Raw genomic sequence first — 20,395 nt, 5'->3', positions numbered from 1 at the left:
GGTTGATCAGCGACGGCGACGCCGGGCGAGCAGGCCGACACCGGCCAGTGCAAGTGCGGCGATGGAGGTCGGTTCGGGGACCGCCGCCGCGTCGAACGCTGCCCGGAAGTCCAGTTGGAACTGGGCCGAGTATGCGGACGGATCGAACGCGCCACCTCCGCCGCCCGCCGTCAACGACTGGCTATAGTTCTGCGCCAGCAACCCAAGGTCGCTGATGTTCACCACGCCGTCATAGTTGAAGTCGCCGGTGCCCCAGTTGCGGTTGCTCTGACTGTAGTTCTGGGCCAGCAGACCCAGGTCCGTGATGTTGACCGTACCGTCCAGGCTGGCGTCACCAAGGATTGCGTAGGCCAGCGTGATCTGCGGGCCGGCGACCGAGTAACCCACCGCCCGACGGCTCGGGTCGGCCTGGGCCGCCGAGCTGGTGATGCCCGTCGAACCGCTCCAGGTGGCGGACCCGGCGACTTCGGCCCGCGCCGTCTGGAGCTGAATCCGGATCACCGATTCAGTCGCATTGGCGATCACGACGCCGGTGGCGCCGATGTCGAACAGGCCCAGGTTGTTCAGCGTGCCCACCGTGCTGCGACCGGTGAGGTTGCCGAAGGTATCGACGTTGGTCAGCTTCACCGAAGCGCCGGCGTCGATCGCGAGGGAAGAAGGTGCGATCTTCGGGGCCTCCAACCGCGACCCGGTGTTGCTCACGGACATCGGCCCCACGCTGCTAGCCAGCGAGGTCGTCGAGACGAGCGTGCCGCCGGCGACACTGGTCCCGCCGGTGTAGGTGTTGGTGCCGCTGAGCGTCAGCGTTCCCGTGCCGGTCTTGGCGATGCTGCCGCCGCCGGTCACGTTCTGCTGGAAGGCCACGTTGAAAGCGGCTGTATCGACGGTACCGGTGGTGGCCGGTGTCAGGGTCACAACACGGGTCGGGGTACCACCGGTGGCCGGGAAGGTCAGTGCCGCGTTGGCCAGCAAGGTGCCACCGCTGAAGACCAGGCCACCGTCGCCGGTGCCGAGGTTGGCCAGGGTGTTGACGCGGAGCGCGCCACCCTTGAACTCGGTCGCCCCGGTGTAGGTGTTGGCGACGTTGCTGAGGACAAGAGTGCCTGGACCATCCTTGGCAATTCCACCGGCACCCGAAACAACGTTCGAAACCGTGTAGATCGTACCGGCGATCGAGACGTCGATCACGCCGCCGCCGGTATTGAGCACAACAGGCGTGGCTAGGGTCGCAGTGGCCCCGCGGTACTGAAGTGTGCCCTTGGTGGCACCGACGCCAGTGGTTCCGAAGGTAATCGTGCTGTTCGTGATCGCGGTGTTGGTGCTGAGGACGCCGTTCTCGATCGCGATGCCGCCGGTCAGGTTGATGGTGGCGTCGGTGACGGTCACGGTGCCCGCGGTGGTCTTCTGAATTGCACCGCCACTGCCGATGGAGCCGACCGCGGTGCCGATGCCCGAGACCGTGCCCGACTGCCAGACCGAGGTAACTCCGCCCGCAAAGTTGTTGTTGACGTTGGAGGTGAAGGCACCGCCGTTGAGATTCAGGCCGCCGTAGTTTTCGCCTTCGGTGACTTCGACCGTGCCGCCGGCATTGGCGGTAAAGACGGTGGTGTCGGGAAGGTCGGGGTTGTCGGAGCCGAAGAACTCGAACTTGCCCGTGTTATTGACGATGATCGATGCTGCATTGAGGTCACCGCCGCCACCGCCGACGTCGTCGGTCAGTCGGACGGTACCGCCATTGACGACGAACGTGCCGGCGAAACCGTTGCTTGTGCCCGTCAGGGTCAGCAGGCCACTGCCGGACTTGACCGCCGTGCCGACACCGGTGAATGCCGCGTCGGTCGTCAGATCATAGCCATCGTTCTGGATGCCGAGCGTCGCACCGGCCGCGACCGACATGACACCGGAGGGGAACGACTTCAGATTCGTCATCGTGGTGTTGCCGAGCACGGCGGCGATCACACCGGTACCGGTGACGTTGATATTGCCGGTCAGGGTCGTCGTGTCAGTTCGGTTGAACGCGAGGGTGGCACTAGCGATCGTAATGTTGCCGGTGACAGAACCGGTCGTACCGCCATTGCCGATTCGCAAGGTCCCGACCGAAATGTTGGTCCCGCCGGTGTGGGCCAGCGTGTTGGTAACGGTGAGCACACCGTCGCCGAGCTTCTCGAGGGTACCGGTACCAGCGGTGGTGCCGTCGAAGTTGTAGGAGCCGGCCGAACCCAGTGCCAGTTTGCCACCGGAAATCGTGGTGGTGCCGCTGAGGGTGTAGAGCCCGTTCACGGTCAGCAGATTGTTCCCGAGCTTGGTGAAGCTGCCGGTGCCCGAGATGTTGCTGTCGAAGTTGAGGTCATCAGAACGGTTAAACACCAGGGTGCCGTTGTTGACGATTGCGCCGCTTCCAATTCCGCCGACCGTTCCGCCGGTGCCGACGGTAACCGTGCCGGCGTTGATGGTGGTCCCGCCGGTGTAATTGTTGCTGTTCGCCAAGGTCAGCGAACCGTTGCCGAGCTTGGTTAGCGAAGTTGTTCCGCTGATCAGCCCGTCACCCTGGAACGTGTAGTTCCGTGTCGGGTTGTTGACGGTCACGAGGAACGGCAACACCGACTGGACCAGGTTGACCGTGACCGGTCCGGTCCCGTTGGCGGTGTCGTCGAAGAGCACCTGGTCATTGGTGACGAAGTTCGTGGTGAGGGTCGTGTTGCTCGCGGGCTTCCAGTTCTTGGTTCCGCCGACATCGATTCCGGTGCCGTTGTCCCAGTCGCTGGAGAGCGCGCCACTCCAGATGGTCGAGTCGACACCGGTGATGTTCAGGTCGATCTTGGTATCGACTGTGTTGTAGACGAGCGAGCTGAAGATGCGTGCCGGGAGTCCGGTCAGCGTAAAGCCGCTGCTGATCGGATTGCCCGTGTAGTCGATCAGGGTAACGGTTCCGACTGACAGAGCCTGCTTGTTGAACACGTTGATCGTGTGGGCTCCACCGTTGAGGTTGATGCCGTTCGTGCCGGTCACGTTGATGAGCGGCGCGGTCGGATTACCTGCGGAGTCGAGCTCCAGACGGATAGTCGATCCGGTGCTGTTGAGAGCCAGGCTGCTCAGCGTAAGCGTTCCCGGGACGGCCACGTTGGAGACGGCCAGGGTCGCGCCACCGCCGACGGTCATCGCGCCACCTGTGAACGGGGTGACTCGAAGCGTGCCGCTGTCGATGGTGGTCGGGCCGTTGTACGACAGTGCACCCGTCAGGTTTACGGTGTTGGAACCCTGCTTGCTCACCGCGCCCGTGCCGGAAATCGCACCGCCGAACGTGTACTCGTCCGTGCGGTTGAAGGCGACGGTGGCGTTGTTCACGATATCACCTGCCAGCGACCCCGTGTTGCTGCCGTTGCCGATCTGGAGCGTACCTGCGGAGACGGTGGTGCCGCCCGTGTGCGTGTTGCTGTTGACCAGCGCCAGGATGCCAGGACCGGTCTTGGTCAGACTGCCGTTCCCGCTGGTAAAGCTCGAGTAGGTATACGTCGCGGCGGGGTCGGTGACTTCGATCGTCCCGCCAAGGCCCGTGGTCACGATGGGCTTGTTGAGGGTGCGAGTAGAACCGTAGTACTTGAGCGTTCCGCTGGTCGTCGCGGTGCCGAACGAAAGGCTGCCGGAGGGGCTCAGGTCGAAGTTGGTGGCGAGCGTTCCCTCCTGGATGCTGACGCCGCCGGTGTTGTTCAGCGCGAGGCCGTCGATGGTGAGGACGCCGGCCGTCTTCTTTTCCACAGCGGCGGCACCGGTAACGGCGGGGTTGGTCAGCGGCGAGGCCGACAGCGTCCCCGACTCAAAGAGCGAAGCCGTGACGCCGTTCGTCCAGGCCATGTTCTGCCCGGCCGTGACAGCGCCACCCTTGATTGCCATACCGCCAAAGTTTTCGCCCACGTTCCATGTGACCGTGCCACCTGTGTTGATTGTGATGAAGGTGGGATCAGGCAGGTCGGGGTTCTCGCCGCTGAACGGGGGGTTGTTGCCGAAGGTGAAGTTGCCGCCGGCGTTGACAACGATGGACGTGGCGTTGATGTCGCCGCCGGAGCCCAGTTCGTCCGTGAGAACGAGCGACCCGGCGTTGATGTTGATCGTCCCGGTAAACCCGGTGGAAGGTCCGGTCAATCGCACAGCGCCCACGCCCGACTTGGTAATGATGCCCGTGCCGGAGATCGCGCCGGACATGGTCAGCGAAGTCGCCTGATTGATCAGGAGCGGATTGGCACCGAGCGTGATTGCCGAAGGAAATGCCGGTGACGGCGTGCTGATTTCGAGGGATCCAGCCGTCACGGTCGTCGCACCGCGATAGCTGCTGACGTCGCCCGCCAGCGTCAGCTTGCCCGCGCCCACTTTGCTCAGCGTACCGACACCACTGAGGTTGCCCGCAAATGCGACATCGTTCGAGCGATTGAACGTGAGCGTGCCAGCCGCGATCGCGACGCTGCCGGCGATCGTCCCGACGGTACCGTTACTGCCGACCTGAACCGTACCTGCGTTGATAGTCATTCCGCCCGTGAAAGTGCTGTTGCCTGTCAGCGTCAGCGTGCCGGTTCCGGCTTTGGTCAGGACGCCGTCGCCATTGATGGTGCCAGCATACGTAGAGTTGCTCGCGGAGTTCAGTGTCAGCGTTGCGCCAGCGTTAACGGTGAGAGTGCCAGTACCCGAAATCGGGCCGATGGTAGTGGTGCCAGAACGATCGACGACGATGGCTCCGTTGTTGATGACCGCGCCGGTTCCGATCGCACCCGTCGTCCCACCGGCACCAATCTGAAGGGTTCCGGCGCTGACGGTCGTCGTACCGGTGTTGGTGTTGTTGGTGTTCACAATGAGCGTGCCGGCACCCTGCTTTACAAGGGAAGACGACCCGGCGATTGACCCTGTACCCTGGAAGGTGTAGGTGGTAGCCGAGTTCACCGTGACAGCGGCCGGCGCGAGGTTTGTCGTCAGGTTGACGGTGCGGGCGGTCCCCAAAGCCGTGTCATCGAAGGTGACATTGTCGCCGGCAACGAAGTTCGTCCCTGTGCTGTTCGATGTCAGGGCGAAGTTGTTCGTGCCGCCGACGTTCGGGGCCGTACCTAGATCCCAATCTGACGAGATCGTCCCGGCCCACTTGGTGGTGTCGGAGCCGCTGATTACTACGTTAATTGAGTGTGATGTTGCGCTTAGGGAGTTGTAGGCAAGCGTACCGATGGCTCGGCCCGGCAGTGTACTCACCAGCGAGAATCCCGAGGGGATTGCATTACCGTTGTAGGCTATCAGCGAGAAGGTGCCGTTGGTCAGGCTGCCGGTGGACGTCAGTGTAAGCGTATGGGCACCGCCGGCGAGGTTCAGTGCATTGTTGCCGGTGACGTTCAGCAGCGGCACGGTCGGGTTGGCTGCACCGGTCAGTTCAAAGGCTAGGGTATTGCCGCCGCTGTTGAGTGTGAGTGCCGGAACGATCACTGATGCGGCGGTCGTGCCGTAGGTGCCGGTCATCGAAACGCCTGATCCCAGCGTGTACGACCCGCCAGCGGTTCCGGCGGAAACGCGTAGTTTGCCGGCGCTGATTACGGTCTGGCCGGTAAAGGTGGCGGCGGGCGTCCAGGTCAGCGTGCCGGCACCCGTCTTGGTGAATGTTCCGCTGCCACTGACGGCACCGGTCTGGGTGACGGTCGCGGCGGCGTCAGAGATCTCCAGCGTTCCACCGCCGGCCCCGATGATGAGCGGTCTGGCCGAAGTCACCGCGCCGGTGCCGGACATTTGAATTGAAGCGGCGGTTGTAGCACCGCCGAGTGTCATCGCGGCGGGTGTGGCCGTGTCTCCGGCCGCGGGTGTCGGATAGTTCACAACATCGACGACCAACGTACCTTCGCGGAGATTGATGGGCATCGCGGCGGCGACGCTGACGCGGCCGGTGAAGGTCAGCGTGCCTGCGGTCGTCTTCGTGAGCGGATTGGCGGCGTTACCTGTGATCGCTCCGGTGCCTGTACCGACATTGGCCGCGAGAACCGTACCGGACTCCACTGCAAGGCCCGCGAAGGTCGGTGTGCCAGTCGTCGCGAGTCCGGCCGAAATACCTGCGGCATTGCCAGTCAATCGAAGCGTGCCACCTTTGAGCCGAATGGCACCGAGGTCTTCACCGATCTGGAATTCGAGCTCGCCGCCACTGGCGACGTCAATTAGCGTGGTGGCTGGGAAGTCAGGATTAACGCCGGTGGGTCCTCCGAACAGGAACTTGGCACCGTTGGCAACGTTGATCAGCGACGCGTTCAAGTCGCCACCGGCACCCAGGTCGTTCAGAACAAACGTGCCGGCGTTGACGTTGAGCGTCCCCGTGAACGTGCTGCTACCGAGGAACGTGAGCGTATTGGCGTTGTTCTTGTTAATGGTTCCGGTGCCGGAGACTGCGTTGGCAAAGGAGACACCGTCGGAACGATCGAACGTGAGCGTACCATTATTGACGACGGCACCAGTACCCAGGCTGCCGGTTGTTCCACCAGCACCGACCTGCACCGTTCCGGCGCTAATCGTCGTCGTTCCCGTGTAGGTGTTGTTGTTGGCGACGGTCAGAGTCCCGGTTCCCGTCTTGGTGACTGCCGTCACTCCCGAAATCGCCCCGACACCCGAGAACGTATAGGCCTGGGTGGTGTTGTTCACCGTCACCGAGAAGGGCTGGACGGCCGCGGCAATATCCACATTGAAGTTAGGGCCGGCGGCGGTGTCGTCGAAGGTGACGACGTCACTCGCGATGAAATTCGTCGGGTTCCCATTGCTCGATAGCTTGAAGTTGTTCGTGCCACCGACATTCTCTGCAGTGCCCGTGTCCCAGACCCCTGAAATGCTGCCGTTCCACTTGACAGTGTCGACGCTGGTGACCGTCAGGTCGATCTTGGTCCCGACGGTGTCGTAACTGATCGTGGAAGCGACTCGAGCCGGCAGCTGAATGTTAACGCCGGAGCCGATCGCCGTACCGGTGTAGTCCACCAGCGTGTAGGTGCCGACAGGAATTGACTGAGTATTGGTGAGCTGAATCACGCCAGCACCCAGAACGAACCCGTTGGGTGCAGTGACATTCAGAAGCGGAACCGTCGGGGCGGTGGCGGAGTTGAGGGCCAGTTCAAGCGTTGACGTTGCAGAGGCAAGGGTGAGGTTTGGAACGGCGAGGGTCGCGGTGCCGGCACCGCTGTTGACGGCAAGCTTTGCGCCCGCAGCCACGTTGAATCCAGCCGTGGAAATCACCGGGTTGACCCGGAGGGTGCCGCCGTTAACCAAGGTCGTCGAACTCTGCGAAAGCGGCCCGGAGAGGAACAGGGTGCCTGCGCCGGTCTTGGTCAGGACGCCGGTGCTACCGTCGGCGTTGCCGGCGGTTCCGGAGATGCTCAAGGTCGCACCGGCGTTAGCGACGTCGATCGTACCGCCGGTGTTGTTGAGGGTGAGATTCCTGGTCGTGGTGACCGTCGCGCCGGCAGCACCGGTATAGCGGAATGTGCCAGTGGTTGCGGCCGCAGTTCCCAGGACAATGTCACCGTTGAGGGCGGCCGTACCGAGCCCACCATCGGTTTCAAGAACTCCTTCTTCAATGGAGAGGTTGCCGGTGGTCGTCAGGGCCGCACCATTGACGGTGACCGTTCCGGCCGTCGTCTTGCGGATGCCAACGGTGCCGCCGATATTCCGAACCGCGGTTGTGATGCCGATCGTGCCGGACTGAACTTCGCTTAGCGCTGTGCCGGCGAGGGTCAAGCCACCACCGCGAAGCGTGACGGTGCCGCCCTTGAGAATGAAGCCACCGAAGGTTTCGCCGATGTCCCAGATGACGTTTCCGCCGGTGTTGGCGGTGATGTAGGTCGAATTCGGCAGGTTCGGGTCACCGCCGGAACTGTCGCCGAATTGATAGGTCCCGCCGTTATTGACGACAATCGAGTTGGGGTTGAAGTTGAAGGTGCCGGCACCAATTGAGGAGCTGATCAGTGTTCCGCCGTTGACCTCAACAATGCCTGTAACAGCCGTGCTGTTGCTGTTCTGGTATACGATGCCGCTGCCTTCGATTTTCAACGTGCTGATGTTGGCGATCGGCATGTTGATAACGCCGATGCCGCCGGCGGTGGTGGTGATCGTTGCTCCGCCGCCGTTGAAGTCCAGGCCATTGCCGGCGAGCGTTGCGGTGCCGGCGGTGTTGGCAAAAGTCAGCGTGTTAATGCTGAATCCGCCGACCAGGTTGTTCGTCGCGGTGTAGTTCGTAGTTCCGTTGAAGATCAGGGCGGCGGTCTGGCTGGAGACGGGGGCCGGGCCGCTGCCGCCGTTCCAGTTGGCGACGTTTGTCCAAGTGCCGCTTGTCGTCGCAGTCCAAGTGGACTGGGCCTGTGCCGCCACGGGGGCCGTGGCGATCGCTCCTGCCACTGCCGCAAGAACCGCACGCCGCCGCTTCGCCGACTTCTGATTGATGAACACTTTTCCGACTCCTGGAAGAATAAAGGCCATTCGAATTGCCACGCCCGAACGCCCTGCACGCCTAGACCGGTAGCCCGGAGAATTCCGCCCTTTTCATGGACGGGATTTCCCTAAAGGCTTCAGTCGTCTGGACTTGACGAAGCGCTGGACAGGACTTTCAGCAGGAACGTTATGACGCGGATGTATGGCTCGCGTGAGTTGGTCTTATATTTGTCGTGAGTCGTTGATGAAGATTGTGTGTGCAACGCCGATTCGCGCGCACTTCATCTCAAGGAAGGTGGAGAGGCGGTCAGTTCGCGGTGCCCACGGCGTCACGCAGTAGGTACTCGCGCGAGCAACGATTCGGCAATGGCGAGGTCGGATGACGTGGTGAGTTTGATATTGCGCTCATCACCAACCACAAGCCAGGTGTCGCCGCCGTTGAGCTCGATCAGTTGAAGATCGTCTGTCACACTTGAGAGAGGGACGGGGCATCGTCCGATTGAATCGAGCAGTGCGGATCGCCGCGCGATTTGCGGCGTCTGCAGTGCCCAGAGTGTTTCGCGCGAGATGGTGCGGAGCACCTGCGCCGGCAAAGGGCCTGCGGTCTGCTTGACGGTGGATGTCACCGCCATCGCCGGCGCAGCGGCGCCATGCTCGACTGCGGCGAGAAGTGTTCGGTTGATCAGTTCGGCCGACACCAGCGGTCGCGCGGCATCGTGCACGGCAATCCACTCGATATCCGCGGCGGCCGCCGTCACGGCATTGGCGACGCTTTGCGCTCGGCAATCGCCACCGGCGACGAACTGCACGGGGATTCCTCTCGCTTCGAACTTGTCGAGCGTTCGAATGCTCGCTTGTCGCAGCGCGTTGGGATCCTGAGTCGCCACGACCACGCCCGCCAATGCCGGGTGGGCGAGGAATGCATTAAGCGTCCGATTGAAAACAGTCTCGCCACCGAGCGAAGCCAACAGCTTGTTGGACCCGAACCGTGACGAGGTTCCTGCGGCGGGAAGAACGAGCGTGAATTGTGGGAGCGTCATAAGGAAGGTTCGGGAGGTTCCGGAGCGATCTGTGGCGCCATGTCGGATCGCACGACACGTAGAAACTTCAACGCCATGCCACCATAAAGGCGTTCGTCGGCAATTCGCAATCCTGGAAGTTCCAGTTGGTCGGCGGCGTCATGCCGAAACACGATCACGCCGTCGGCCTTGAGGTGATATGCCGCCATCGCGGCAGCGAGAGTTCGAAGGTCATCCGGCCGTTCGCGTAGAAACCGGTAAGGCGGATCTAGGAAGATGACGTCGATCCGCCTTTCGTCCGGCAGGCTTGGCGTCGTCGCGAACCAGCGAAAGATATCGAGCGTGACGACAGTGCTTAGCTTGGCGACGGCAAGCGTCTCGATGTTCCGGCGCAGACGCGCAGCCGCCGATCGGTCGGTCTCGAAAAATGTCGCATGCGTCGAGCCCCTGCTCAATGATTCGAGCCCCATGCTCCCGGTACCCGCGAAGCAGTCGTACACCCGCGCCTCCGGGAGAACAGGTGCGAGGATATCGAACAACGACTGCTTCACGCGATCGGTGACCGGGCGCGTGGCGTCGGTTTCGGGGGGAAGCAGCTTACGACCGCGGTATTCGCCGGCAATGATGCGCATGATGACCTGACCGGACTGTAGCGGACGGTCCGCGTTCCGCGAAAAGTCATAATACTTGCGGACCTGCGCACACCGTGTATGTTAGGGGAAATAACGGGATCCAGACGTCGAAACGCCAAGAGTCTGCGAACTGCTTCGGTCCGGCTCTTTCGTTCGAGTACGCACCTTCGTCGCCACCCGACTGCTCGCCATTATGGCCGACCGAACTGTCCATTACGAAGCCGCTTTCGAGGCTTTCCTTCGCGACCGGGGGATTCCCTGCGTCGTCGTAGACGAAGCCAAGAGGGCTCTGTTTGCCAGCGCGAAACTCAAGAGCTTCGATTTCGTCGTCTACAGCAAATCAGGCCCGAATCTGCTGGTCGACGTCAAAGGACGACAGGTCCGCAATCGATCGTCACGCAGCGGCTTTGAAACCTGGGCCACTGAACAGGACGTCAATGATCTGGCGCAATGGGAGCAGGTTTTCGGTGATGGCTACAAGGCCGTTCTGTCATTTGTCTATTGGATCGATCCGCCGCTGACGCCCGAGACCGGCATGTTCGAGTTTAAAGGGCGATGGTACTACATGGTGGGTGTCGATCTTGCCGAGTACCGCAATCATATGCGGCGTCGATCGGAAAAATGGGAGACGGTTGCCCTGCCGGCGGAACACTTTCGCTCACTTGCCCGGCCGATTGATGCGTGGTTATGATCCTTGTGCGGCAAGGTGTTTTTCCGATGGCGATTGATGCTTCAGCCTTTCCGCAACTTCAACTGTCGTATCTCTGTGCGTCTGAGGAACCGGACATGACTGCTGCCGTTCGACTTCGAGGCCGATCCCTTCTGTTCAGCAGCTCGCTGCGTCGGTTGCTCTGCGCCGCGGTATTGACCGTCGTCATGCTTCTTGCGGCCAGTCCGAGCGTCATGGCGCAAAGCAAGATCGATCCGAATACCGAGATGGACGGCCGACTGTTTGGATACGAAGCGACCGTCGGGATTGAAAAAGATTCGACAACCCCGCTCTGGTTTGTCTATTTCATCCTGGTCGTCATCGGGTGTTCCGCGCTGTTCAAAACCGCAAAACGTGAATAATCTCGCCACCGCGCGGGTGGGCGTGTCTAATACAACAACCGTCACGTTCGACGTTCCATCTTTGACCGCCGAGGAGAACTCTATGCAGAACAAAGTGATCTGGGCGCTGGGTGCGCTGAATCTGTTGCTAGCGATTGGACTCGTGGCCCCGATGGTCCAACCGGCCGAAGCGCAGGCCCAGCGGCCCGGCGACTATCTGATGATCCCCGGAGAGATCGTCGGCGGTAACAACGCCGTCATCTGGCTCATCGACGGCCGCAACCAGCAACTCAGCGCTGCCACGCTCGGTGGCAACGGCAAGGCCCTTGAAATGATGGCCCCGATCGACCTCGGCCGCATCTTCAATGCCGGTGGCGTGCCCCCGCGTAAGTAACGGCGGGTCGGTACTTTCGATTCCGTAGTTACGATTCCTCGCGCATCGCGAAAACGACACAAACTTCTGAAACCAACTCCCATGGACAAAAAGCTATTCACCATCGGCGTGCTGTCGGTCAGCGCGGTCGTCCTGTTTGCGGCGAACCTCCTGCAACCCCGCACCGCTCAGGCCGGCTTGGTCGTAAAAGATAACGACTTCACCGCCGTCACCGCCCGCACCGCACAGGGCGGCGAGGCGCTCTACATTCTCGACAACCGGACCGGCAACATGGTCGTCATGAACTACGACCCGAATCGCCGGGCAGTGGTCCCCATGACCGCTCCGCGTTCGATCATGGACGCCTTCAAGGGCGGACGATAGTCGCGTCAACAGTCGGGCTTTTGACCGTCCGACTATTGCCCAGCGACTTGCCTGTACGAGCCATTCTGGCGACACTGCAACGACCGAAACTCGGCCTTCGGCCAGGTTTCGGTCTTTCTTTGTCAACACCGATCAGAAAGAGGTTTTCTTGTCTCCCGATCGCGATGCAGTACGTACTGACTGGACTCCCGACGAAATCCGCCGGATCTACGACCTTCCACTGATGGACCTCGTTTTCCGTGCCGCCGCCGTCCATCGCGCTCACCATGACCCGCGCGAAGTCCAGGTCTGTAAGCTGATCTCGATCAAGACCGGCGGGTGCCCGGAAGACTGTTCCTACTGCTCGCAGTCCTCCCGCTACCAGACCGAAGTCAAAGCCAGTCCGTTGATGGACCGCCAAGAAGTGCTCGATATCGCCGCGCGAGCCAAGGCGTCGGGTGTGACCCGCGTCTGCATGGGCGCGGCCTGGCGGGAAGTTCGCGACAACAAGCAGTTCGACCGCGTTCTCGACATGGTCAAAGATGTCACGGAGATGGGCGTCGAAGTCTGCTGCACCCTGGGCATGTTGACCGAAGACCAAGCTAGGAAGCTCGATGACGCCGGTCTGTATGCGTACAACCACAACCTCGATACGTCTGAATCGCACTACGACAAGGTGATCACCACCCGCACCTTCGCCGACCGCCTGCAGACACTCGCCAACGTACGCAAGACCAACGTCACGGTCTGCTCAGGAGGCATTCTCGGCCTCGGCGAAACCTCCGACGACCGCATCTCGATGCTGCACACGCTCGCCACGCTCGAAGAACACCCCGAGAGCTTCCCGGTGAACGTGCTGTCGAAGGTCCCGGGGACGCCCTTCGCAGACAACGCCGACGTCTCGATCTGGGAAACCGTTCGCATGATCGCAACGGCGCGGATCGTGTTGCCCCGCACGGTCGTTCGCCTCTCAGCCGGTCGTGCGATGATGAGCGAGGCCGAACAGGCCATGTGCTTCATGGCTGGTGCGAACTCCATTTTCTCCAGCGAAACCAAGGTGATGCTGACCAAGGCGGTTCCGTCACCGGCGTACGACGAAGACAAGGCACTGCTCGAAAAGCTCGGACTGACGATGCGTCCGCCGTTCAAGGACGCCAAGCCACAGCGTACCAGGCACAATGCCATTTCCGGTCCTGCCGGGGATGGGGCGGCCGACACGTCGGAAGTCGCATCGACCTGCTGTGGCCGGGACACGGCATGCCAATCAGCCGCGATGGTTTCACCCTCGATCGACTAGCCGGATGCTGCTGCCATAACACCCAGTGGCCTGTCGACAAGGGCGTTAAGATTGCCAGCTGCGGCCCGTAAACCCTCGATCGTCATTCGTGGCGTCGGTCTGATCACGCCACTCGGCGGCAATGTTGAGACCAACTGGTCGGCGTTGCTTCGTGGCGATTTCATAGCCGATCATTCCCGCGTCGGTCTTCCGGCGCGACCCGGGTCTGCGAACGATCAAGACGATGTCGGACGAGTGAGCGCTGCGGGCCTGATTGCCGCTCGCGAAGCGCTTGCCGCCGCATCACTCACTTCTTCGTATCAAGGGGCCATCTCTACCGATCGTACGGCCTTGGTCGTTGGCACCAGCCGCGGACCAGTCGACGAATGGCTTGATTTCCCGGAGTTGTCCCGACTTCATCACGGCTTCGGCATCTCCACGTTAGCCGCCCGCCTGGCTGAGGGCGTGGGTCACGGCAACGGACCCCGACTGACGTTCTGCGGCGCCTGTGCCAGCGGGCTTCATGCACTCATCCATGCCGCGATGCTGATAGAACACGGCGACGCAGACCGTGCGCTGGTCGTCGCCAGTGAATCATCACTGCACCCGGTTTTTCTCCAAAGCTTTCGGCGGCTTGGCGTGCTGGCGCCGAAGGGATTCCGGTGTCGACCATTCGATGTCAGCCGCAATGGCCTGCTCGTGTCCGAGGCCGCCGCCGCGATCACACTTGAGCGGAGCGAAGAGCCCGGGAAGAGCGCGCCTGGGGACATTATCCTGGACGGTCGCGCCTTTGCCGGCGACGCCGCCCATTTGACCGGCTTCGACCCCGACGGTGCGACGATCCGGCGCGTGCTTTCTGAGGCCATCGGCGGCGGCCCGGTCGATCTAATTCACGCCCACGGCACCGGAACGGTCACCAACGATGCGGCCGAGGCCTCGGCGATCGACGCCGCACTTTCTGATATCGCTGCCGCTGGCGAGCGACCGAGCGTGTACTCGCATAAGGGGGCGATCGGCCATTCGCTCGGCGCGTCGGGACTGATCTCAGTCGTACTGAATGTCATGATGCACCGCCGGGGCGTGGTTCCCGGCAACGCCGGACTTGAGTCGCCGCTGCCGCTAGCGCGAGCCACCCTTTCGCGTGATGCGGTGTCGAGAACGATCAGCCGAAGCATCGCTTGTGCAGCAGGCTTCGGCGGGGCGACCGCCGCAGTGAGCTTGCGAACGAGATAGACGCAGTGTCAAAGCGGGAATCGCACTTGATGCTGGAAGCCACTGCCAACAGCGTGCATGATCTCCCGCGGCCATCTGAGCGAGGGTAACCTTGAAACGTTCCGTACACTGCCACTCCATGCACGGCATTCTTGCGCCATGGCCGTGGTTCTCAGTGCTGATCCTGCTGCTGAGTAGTGGCGGCTGCCAACCGAAGCCACAAACCATGACGTTTGAGTGGACGTCGCTCGCCCCCCTACCCGACAACGAAGGATTCGCCGCTCCCTTTGCCGGCGTGAGCAACGGCACCCTGATCGTGGCCGGCGGGGCCAAGTTCCCCGATAAGCGGCCGTGGGAAGGGGGCGTTAAGAAATGGTACGACACTGTCTACGCCCTCCCGTCGCCCGAGGGAACCTGGAAAGTCGCGGGACACCTGCCGAAATCCAATGCCTATGGCCTCAGCGTCTCGACACCTGCCGGCATCATCTGCGCCGGCGGTGGCGATGCCCAAGCGCACTTCCGTGACGTCTACTGCCTTCGCTATGCGAACAACATGGTCACGATCACGCCGCTGCCGCCACTCCCCAAACCATGCGCATTCATGAGCGGTTCTCTGGTCGGCGATCATTTCTACATCGCTGGCGGAATCGAAATGCCCGGCTCGACGACGTGTTTGAACTCCTTCTGGACACTGGACACCAATCACCCTGAAGCCGGCTGGCGTGAACTTCCCCCCTGCCCCGGTCCGCCGCGCATGCTCGCTGTCGCGGGGTCAGCGGGTGATTCGTTCTACCTCTTCAGTGGAGCCCGGCTGTTCCCCACGGACGGCAAGGCCGCCCGCGAGTATCTCCGTGACGCCTGGAAGTATTCGCCCAACCGCGGCTGGACCCGACTGGCTGATCTCCCCCGCCCGGCCGTTGCCGCGGCATCGCCGGCTCCACTGGTGTCTGGCGGATCGAACCTGCTGGTCCTCAGCGGCGACGATGGCGCGCATGTCGGCTTCGAACCGCCTGCGCAGCATCCCGGCTTCCCGCGGGACGTACTGGTGTTCGACGTGCGCCAGGAACAGTGGAGCGTACTCGGTGCGGCCGATCGACCGCTTCCGTTCTCCCGGGCGACCGTGCCTGCAACCTTCTGGCGTCATCGCTGGATCGTTCCGACCGGCGAAGCCCGACCTGGCTATCGGTCGCCAGAGGTCTGGGCGCTGTCGGACTGAGCTCCAGCGCGGCTCGGCAATGGGGCCCGCAGCGCCGCATTCCGCGCTTCATCGCGTCGTCAACCAACCCGCGCGGGCCAGGTAACCTAAACGCTGGGACAGGTCGTCAGTACCTCGGCGCAACTCCCGCACGGAAGAGAATGAACCTCATGAGACGACTCCGACCGCTCCTTATCGCCATGGTTCTTGCTCCGCTCGCCGGCCTGCACGCGGAGGAACCGGCGGCAACGATTCGTGAATCTTTCGATGCGGGCTTTGATCCGAAACGATTCAGCACACCCATCCCGAACAAGAACACCGAGGTGCGCGACGGCGTCCTGTGGACCCGCGGGGCAAGCGGAGGGAAGTACCCGCCGATGGTCTACCTGCCGGTCCAGGGGACCGATGTCGCCATTTCCTTCCGCTACCGCCATCTTGAGTCGGGCGGTTGGCTCTGGTTCTTCGTTGACGGAGACGACGGATACGGGAGCGTTGACCACCTGCTTCGCGTGAAGCTGCTGAGAACCGGAGTCCAACTCGAAGTGGATGCCCACAGTCTCGATCCCAAGCACCCGCAAGTTCAGCCAGGCAAGGCGGCCGATCCCGTCAGCCATGCGTTTCGACTGAACGAGTTCCTCCCGATTGAGAAAGTTGATCTGAGCGCAAACGAGTGGCACACGGTTCGCCTCGACTTTGCGGGCGAGTCGGTAACGATCGCCGTCGACGGCAAGCGATGGACACAAACGCTGAAACGTTCCTGCTTCAATGCCGCCAAGCGAAAGCTGCTCTGGATGCAGAATGGCGGCGAAAAAGGGATTGAATTGGACGACATCCACGTGGCGCCGGCGGGCAAACCATAATGGCTAACTGCAAAGCCTGTGACGGCTCACGACCTGACGAGATGTCACTTCCACCTGCGACGCCATCCTTTCGCACGGCCTGCAAAAGCGAGAACGCCGTCCCTCTGGATGAGGGACGGCGTTCTTAGTGGAGGCGGGGGGAATTGAACCCCCGTCCCGAGATCACTTCATTGCCGGCATCTACATGCGTATCTGCTTTTTTAATCTCGACCCCGGCGGCGGGAAGCAGCACTCTCCGTCGGGGTCCAGCCGTCTGTTTCTCGTTTGCCGACCGACGTCAGAATCGGCAAACCAGCCCGCTGTTTTCGGCTGGTGTGTCACGGGCTCCACACCATGCCGAGGCTGCCTAGTTAATTAGGCGGCCATTCGAACCGGGGCAGCCGTGAAGCCGACTCGGCCTGCAACATCGTTGTTGGCAGTTATGAAATTGCTCTCGTGATTAACCAGGCCTAGAGAGCGTCCTGGGCATGCCACCGTCAACGTCGTCATCCGGTCGAAACCAGTCGCCCCCGGAACCGAGGCGTTCCCGTTCACGCGGGAAAGTGGGAAAAGGCATTTCCCGTCAAGATGAAGTATAGATCGACCGCCGGCGCCAATCAATCAAGGCAATCTCGACTTAACCCTCCATTCGGGGCAAACACGTGTTGCGAGCCGTGACTTTAACAGTGGCTCGCTACGCCCCGTGTGCCCTGACTTCCAACCGTCTCAATCTACACGGCTGACCAGCTACACAGGAACCAATGTCTCACCGACGGCCGTATTTAAGATGAACCCCTATCGCCGCCAGGCCGGGAGTTTCGGCGTTCCGGTACCGGCATAGACTTCTCTTGTTGAATTGAAATCAGAGTTTTTTCTCCCAGTTTGAAGTGGTCGCGCGGTATACTTCCGTGACGACGCAAGTCGGTCGGACTCATTTCTTCGCGATTGTCCTCATAACGAAGCGCTTCGGGGTAGCAGTTTATGGAATTACACCAAACCATCGATCATCGGTTCGTCCGTCGGTTGCGCCACGGTTTCACACTGGTCGAGCTTCTGGTTGTCATCGGCATCATCGCGCTGCTGATCTCGATCCTTCTCCCTTCACTCAATCGCGCTCGCGCACAAGCGAATGGGATCAAGTGCGCCGCCAATCTCCGGTCGCTGGGACAGGCGGTTCAGATCTACGCAAGCCAGAACGGTGGTAACCTCGCCTGGTACAGCAATAACTCTAGAGTTTTGCGAGGAGGCAATAACCCGGCGTTCCCCTTCGTCGACCCGTACGTTGAGGTTTCGACGACGGACACCGACACCGGCGTCGTCACCGTTCAGTACGACTTCTACTGGGCGGTTCCCTATATGGTCGAGGCGAAGATGCCCAAGGAAATTCTGAATTGCCCCGCCGAGAACTACAACAGCCGCACCGGTACCGGCGACGGGATGTGGCGTCACTATGGGCTCAATTCCTTCGGGACGGGATTGGTCAACATCACGCGTCTTGAGGCGTTCGGTCACAACAACGCCGAGACGGCGTTGCTCCGCAACACGCCGCAGTTCAAGTTCTCGACTGGTGCCAACAAGTGGGTGGGCAAAAATCTGGGGAAGATCAAGAACGCCAGCGACATCATCTTTGCCCAGGACAGCTACGAAACGACGATCGACGGCAACGAAGACACCATGTGGGATTTCAAGCAGCATGCCCCGCCACTTGTACCGGTCGACATGTCGATCGAGTATCTCCGCCACAACAAGAAGGCGAACTGCCTGTTTACGGATGGGCACGTCGAAGCGTTCGGTCGCGAACTGCTTGAGGACTATCGCTGGTACACCGGTCGTCGCGATCTCCCGCTTAAACCCAAGCCTTGAACCGTTGAGTTAGACGCTTCACTTCAGGTACGAGAAATGAAAGAGGCTTCCACACCAAACGGTCTGGAAGCCTCTCTGCATTTGGGTTTTGGATCCCGTGTCAGGCAGCCAGAATGGCCGCCGACCAGGCGTCGCCGATCTTGTCGTAGCCGGCACGAGTCGGGTGAACGGAATCAGAGAACAGACTTGCGCGGGGGGCACCCGTGGCATCGACGAACTGCGTGTACATATCGACCAGAGTCACCTTTTTACCCAGCGCCTTGTACTTTGCGACCACCTGCTTAAGCAGGTCGTTGTACTGCTTGAGAGCAGTCATCTTTGTCGCGTCGAGCGTCGGGATGATCGTCGAGACGAAGATCTTGGCAGTCGGGCGGGCGTCGGTAAGCGTCTTGATGATACTGTCAAGATTCGCCGCCGCCGTCGCCGGAGCGATCTTCTGAAGGATGTCGTTGGTGCCGATGTGCAACAGCACAATTTGAGGGTTGATCGCCGGATGGCTAGCGGTGCCGTCGAGCCAGTGACCACCATTGTTGCTGGAGACATTGCTGCCAGGGGCGACGCCAAGCAGGTTGCCCGCCACTTGGTCGGTGCGGAATGCACCGTGACCTTCATGGCGGGTCAGCTTGGGTGCCTGCAGTGACGAATCAAAGGGGTCGTTTTCGGAGCCGGCGTAGGTAAAGCCGGCACCGGCAGCGGCGAGCTTGTCGTACAGGCGGCTGCGATATCCGCCCGTGGGCAGTTTCTTGTCTTCGTAGCCCCACGTGATGGAGTCACCAAGCGGAAGGATCGTTCCAAGTTGGATCGTGGGTGCCGGCGTCGTCGACGGAGCGACCTCAATGTAGTTGAGCTTTGTCTTGCCTGTCGCGGCACTCCCGACGCCGACCGAAAGGTTCCCGTCAGTGACATTGACCGTGACCGACTTGGTCGAAAACGCATTGATCGCCAGGGGAACCTGGTTGAAGAGTTGCGATCCCTCGACCCAAACGTTGTTCTGGCTGGTGGCGGCAGCATCGCCGACGGCAATCTTCACCACGTACTTGCCGTTGGGGACGGCCAGTTCCCACTTTCCGCCGGCCTTGACGCCGACCGCTGTGTCCAGGAGCTGATTCGCGTTGACGTTGCGGTCGTAAACCGCGTCGGCATGGCTCACGGACCAGCCGTAGGTTCGACCATTGCGAGCGCCATACGTCTGACCTGCGTCGACCAGGTAACCGGAAACGGTCGGAGCGGCCGCCGGTTGGAAGTTGATCCTAGTGCCTCCGGCGACCGGTGGCGACACCGGAGGTGACACTGGGGGAGGTGACACCGGCGGCGGAGACACCGGCGGTGGCGACGTCGGCGGCACAGTCGTCGTCGGCCGGACCAGCACCTGCAAGCGGCGGACGCTCCACTGCCCCGCCGACTTGTTGAACGTCCAGTCCTTGCCGCCGGTCGGGCTGTTGCCGATTCCGATCTCAGCGTCTTTCGTCGGTTCGAGCCCGCCCCAGGCGTTGTAAGCGAAAAGAGTCTGCTGGGCGTTGTAATTGTGGATCTGCATCGATCCATAACCGTTGGCCGGCAGGCCAATTTCGTCGCCGAAGTCGTAACCCCATTCCGATGCCCCGGGCACGCCCGCGGCATTGCGGGTGTTATAGCTGTTCGGCCAGAACTCCATCATGCCGCCGCTCAACCCCGTCCCCTGCACAATGCCGGCGACATTGGATTTGACGTTCAGGTTGCTGATGGCATTCTGGAACGCGCCGCCACTGGCAAACGTGGGCACGCCAAGCTTCTTTGCGTCCTGGGTGAAGGCATCGGCAGACACATACACCCACTGCGTGGTGCCATCGGCCTTGGTCAACTGCAGGTGGTAGGCCACCCGATCGAACGGCGTTGTGATCTTGGCCGCATCGTTGACGCTGTACGGGACTGCGGTCGTGTTGTAGCTTCCGCCGAGCTTCGGGATATTCAGGTCGTAGACGAGTTGGAAAGCCGCCGCTTCCGGAACCTTGGCAACCAGGGCCGACGGCGCAGCGGCGAGCAATTGCCGCGACTCAAGGCCTTCGACGGCACAACGGGCGGCGCGACGGGTCGATCGCATCAGAGAAATCGGCATACGACAAGGAACCTTTACAAGTCTTGGGAGCCACCGCCGCTGGCGAGCGACGAA

Annotated in this window: 11 protein-coding genes, 1 other RNA gene and 2 pseudogenes; 9 read left to right on the top strand and 5 right to left on the bottom strand. The window is 61.6% G+C overall.

Translation table 11 applies throughout. The annotated features are described in order from the left end of the window. Nucleotides 1–6: 6 nt before the first annotated feature. The 3 genes and pseudogenes from IPV69_RS02805 to rsmD all read right to left on the bottom strand — a co-directional run. A complete protein-coding gene (locus IPV69_RS02805; RefSeq protein ID WP_206293395.1) occupies nt 7–8,442 on the bottom strand; it encodes an autotransporter-associated beta strand repeat-containing protein in 8,436 nt (2,811 codons plus the stop codon). 311 nt (nt 8,443–8,753) lie between these two features. Then, on the bottom strand, nt 8,754–9,464 hold the full coding sequence (gene ispD, locus IPV69_RS02800; RefSeq protein WP_206293394.1) for a 2-C-methyl-D-erythritol 4-phosphate cytidylyltransferase: 711 nt from the start codon (nt 9,462–9,464) through the stop codon (nt 8,754–8,756). Next, nucleotides 9,461–10,090: pseudogene (rsmD, locus tag IPV69_RS02795) on the bottom strand (16S rRNA (guanine(966)-N(2))-methyltransferase RsmD); the annotation flags it as partial. The pseudogene rsmD and the gene ispD, both read right to left, overlap by 4 nt. A 178-nt stretch (nt 10,091–10,268) precedes the next feature. Here rsmD and IPV69_RS02790 point away from each other — a divergent pair. The 8 genes and pseudogenes from IPV69_RS02790 to IPV69_RS02755 all read left to right on the top strand — a co-directional run bounded on the left by IPV69_RS02790 (nt 10,269) and on the right by IPV69_RS02755 (nt 16,404). Further along, nucleotides 10,269–10,766: an HYExAFE family protein gene (locus IPV69_RS02790; RefSeq protein ID WP_206293392.1), complete on the top strand. Its 498-nt coding sequence runs from the start codon at nt 10,269–10,271 to the stop codon at nt 10,764–10,766. After that, nucleotides 10,763–11,146 carry a hypothetical protein gene (locus IPV69_RS02785; RefSeq protein WP_206293391.1) on the top strand — a complete coding sequence of 128 codons (384 nt, stop codon included), beginning with the start codon at nt 10,763–10,765 and terminating at the stop codon, nt 11,144–11,146. Before IPV69_RS02790 ends, IPV69_RS02785 begins: the two co-directional genes overlap by 4 nt. A gap of 82 nt (nt 11,147–11,228) precedes the next feature. Next, nucleotides 11,229–11,519 (top strand): hypothetical protein, encoded by a 291-nt coding sequence (locus tag IPV69_RS02780; RefSeq protein ID WP_206293390.1) that lies wholly within the window; start codon nt 11,229–11,231, stop codon nt 11,517–11,519. A gap of 81 nt (nt 11,520–11,600) precedes the next feature. Beyond that, complete coding sequence (locus IPV69_RS02775; RefSeq protein WP_206293389.1) at nt 11,601–11,882, top strand: hypothetical protein; 282 nt, start codon at nt 11,601–11,603, stop codon at nt 11,880–11,882. Between the two features lie 148 nt (nt 11,883–12,030). Continuing rightward, nucleotides 12,031–13,023: pseudogene (gene bioB, locus IPV69_RS02770) on the top strand (biotin synthase BioB); the annotation flags it as partial. A gap of 186 nt (nt 13,024–13,209) precedes the next feature. Continuing rightward, nucleotides 13,210–14,370: a beta-ketoacyl synthase N-terminal-like domain-containing protein gene (locus IPV69_RS02765; RefSeq protein ID WP_315853148.1), complete on the top strand. Its 1,161-nt coding sequence runs from the start codon at nt 13,210–13,212 to the stop codon at nt 14,368–14,370. Between the two features lie 91 nt (nt 14,371–14,461). Further along, nucleotides 14,462–15,565, top strand: coding sequence for a kelch repeat-containing protein (locus IPV69_RS02760; RefSeq protein ID WP_206293386.1), 1,104 nt, complete (start codon nt 14,462–14,464; stop codon nt 15,563–15,565). Nucleotides 15,566–15,714: 149 nt separating this feature from the next. Next, complete coding sequence (locus IPV69_RS02755) at nt 15,715–16,404, top strand: hypothetical protein (RefSeq protein WP_206293385.1); 690 nt, start codon at nt 15,715–15,717, stop codon at nt 16,402–16,404. Nucleotides 16,405–16,529: 125 nt separating this feature from the next. On the opposite strand, the gene ssrA is transcribed toward IPV69_RS02755, so the two are convergent. Then, nucleotides 16,530–16,915: a transfer-messenger RNA gene (gene ssrA, locus IPV69_RS02750) on the bottom strand. A 449-nt stretch (nt 16,916–17,364) separates the two neighbouring features. Between ssrA and IPV69_RS02745 the strand changes: the two genes are divergently transcribed. Continuing rightward, nucleotides 17,365–18,246 carry a prepilin-type N-terminal cleavage/methylation domain-containing protein gene (locus IPV69_RS02745; RefSeq protein ID WP_206295632.1) on the top strand — a complete coding sequence of 294 codons (882 nt, stop codon included), beginning with the start codon at nt 17,365–17,367 and terminating at the stop codon, nt 18,244–18,246. A gap of 100 nt (nt 18,247–18,346) precedes the next feature. On the opposite strand, the gene IPV69_RS02740 is transcribed toward IPV69_RS02745, so the two are convergent. Next, a complete protein-coding gene (locus IPV69_RS02740) occupies nt 18,347–20,326 on the bottom strand; it encodes an SGNH/GDSL hydrolase family protein (RefSeq protein WP_206293384.1) in 1,980 nt (659 codons plus the stop codon). Nucleotides 20,327–20,395: the final 69 nt, after the last annotated feature.

Source organism: Humisphaera borealis, assembly GCF_015169395.1.
Taxonomy (GTDB): Bacteria; Planctomycetota; Phycisphaerae; order Tepidisphaerales; family Tepidisphaeraceae; genus Humisphaera; species Humisphaera borealis.
Note: the sequence above shows the minus strand (reverse complement) of the source record. Positions and strands in the feature narration are given on the sequence as shown.

Excerpts from the sequence above, each read along its gene's own strand:
- ispD (WP_206293394.1), bottom strand. The coding sequence starts at position 9,464 with ATGACGCTCCCACAATTCACGCTCGTTCTTCCCGCCGCAGGAACCTCG.
- IPV69_RS02790 (WP_206293392.1), top strand. The coding sequence starts at position 10,269 with ATGGCCGACCGAACTGTCCATTACGAAGCCGCTTTCGAGGCTTTCCTT.
- IPV69_RS02785 (WP_206293391.1), top strand. The coding sequence starts at position 10,763 with ATGATCCTTGTGCGGCAAGGTGTTTTTCCGATGGCGATTGATGCTTCA.
- IPV69_RS02780 (WP_206293390.1), top strand. The coding sequence starts at position 11,229 with ATGCAGAACAAAGTGATCTGGGCGCTGGGTGCGCTGAATCTGTTGCTA.
- IPV69_RS02775 (WP_206293389.1), top strand. The coding sequence starts at position 11,601 with ATGGACAAAAAGCTATTCACCATCGGCGTGCTGTCGGTCAGCGCGGTC.
- IPV69_RS02755 (WP_206293385.1), top strand. The coding sequence starts at position 15,715 with ATGAGACGACTCCGACCGCTCCTTATCGCCATGGTTCTTGCTCCGCTC.
- IPV69_RS02745 (WP_206295632.1), top strand. The coding sequence starts at position 17,365 with ATGGAATTACACCAAACCATCGATCATCGGTTCGTCCGTCGGTTGCGC.
- IPV69_RS02740 (WP_206293384.1), bottom strand. The coding sequence starts at position 20,326 with ATGCGATCGACCCGTCGCGCCGCCCGTTGTGCCGTCGAAGGCCTTGAG.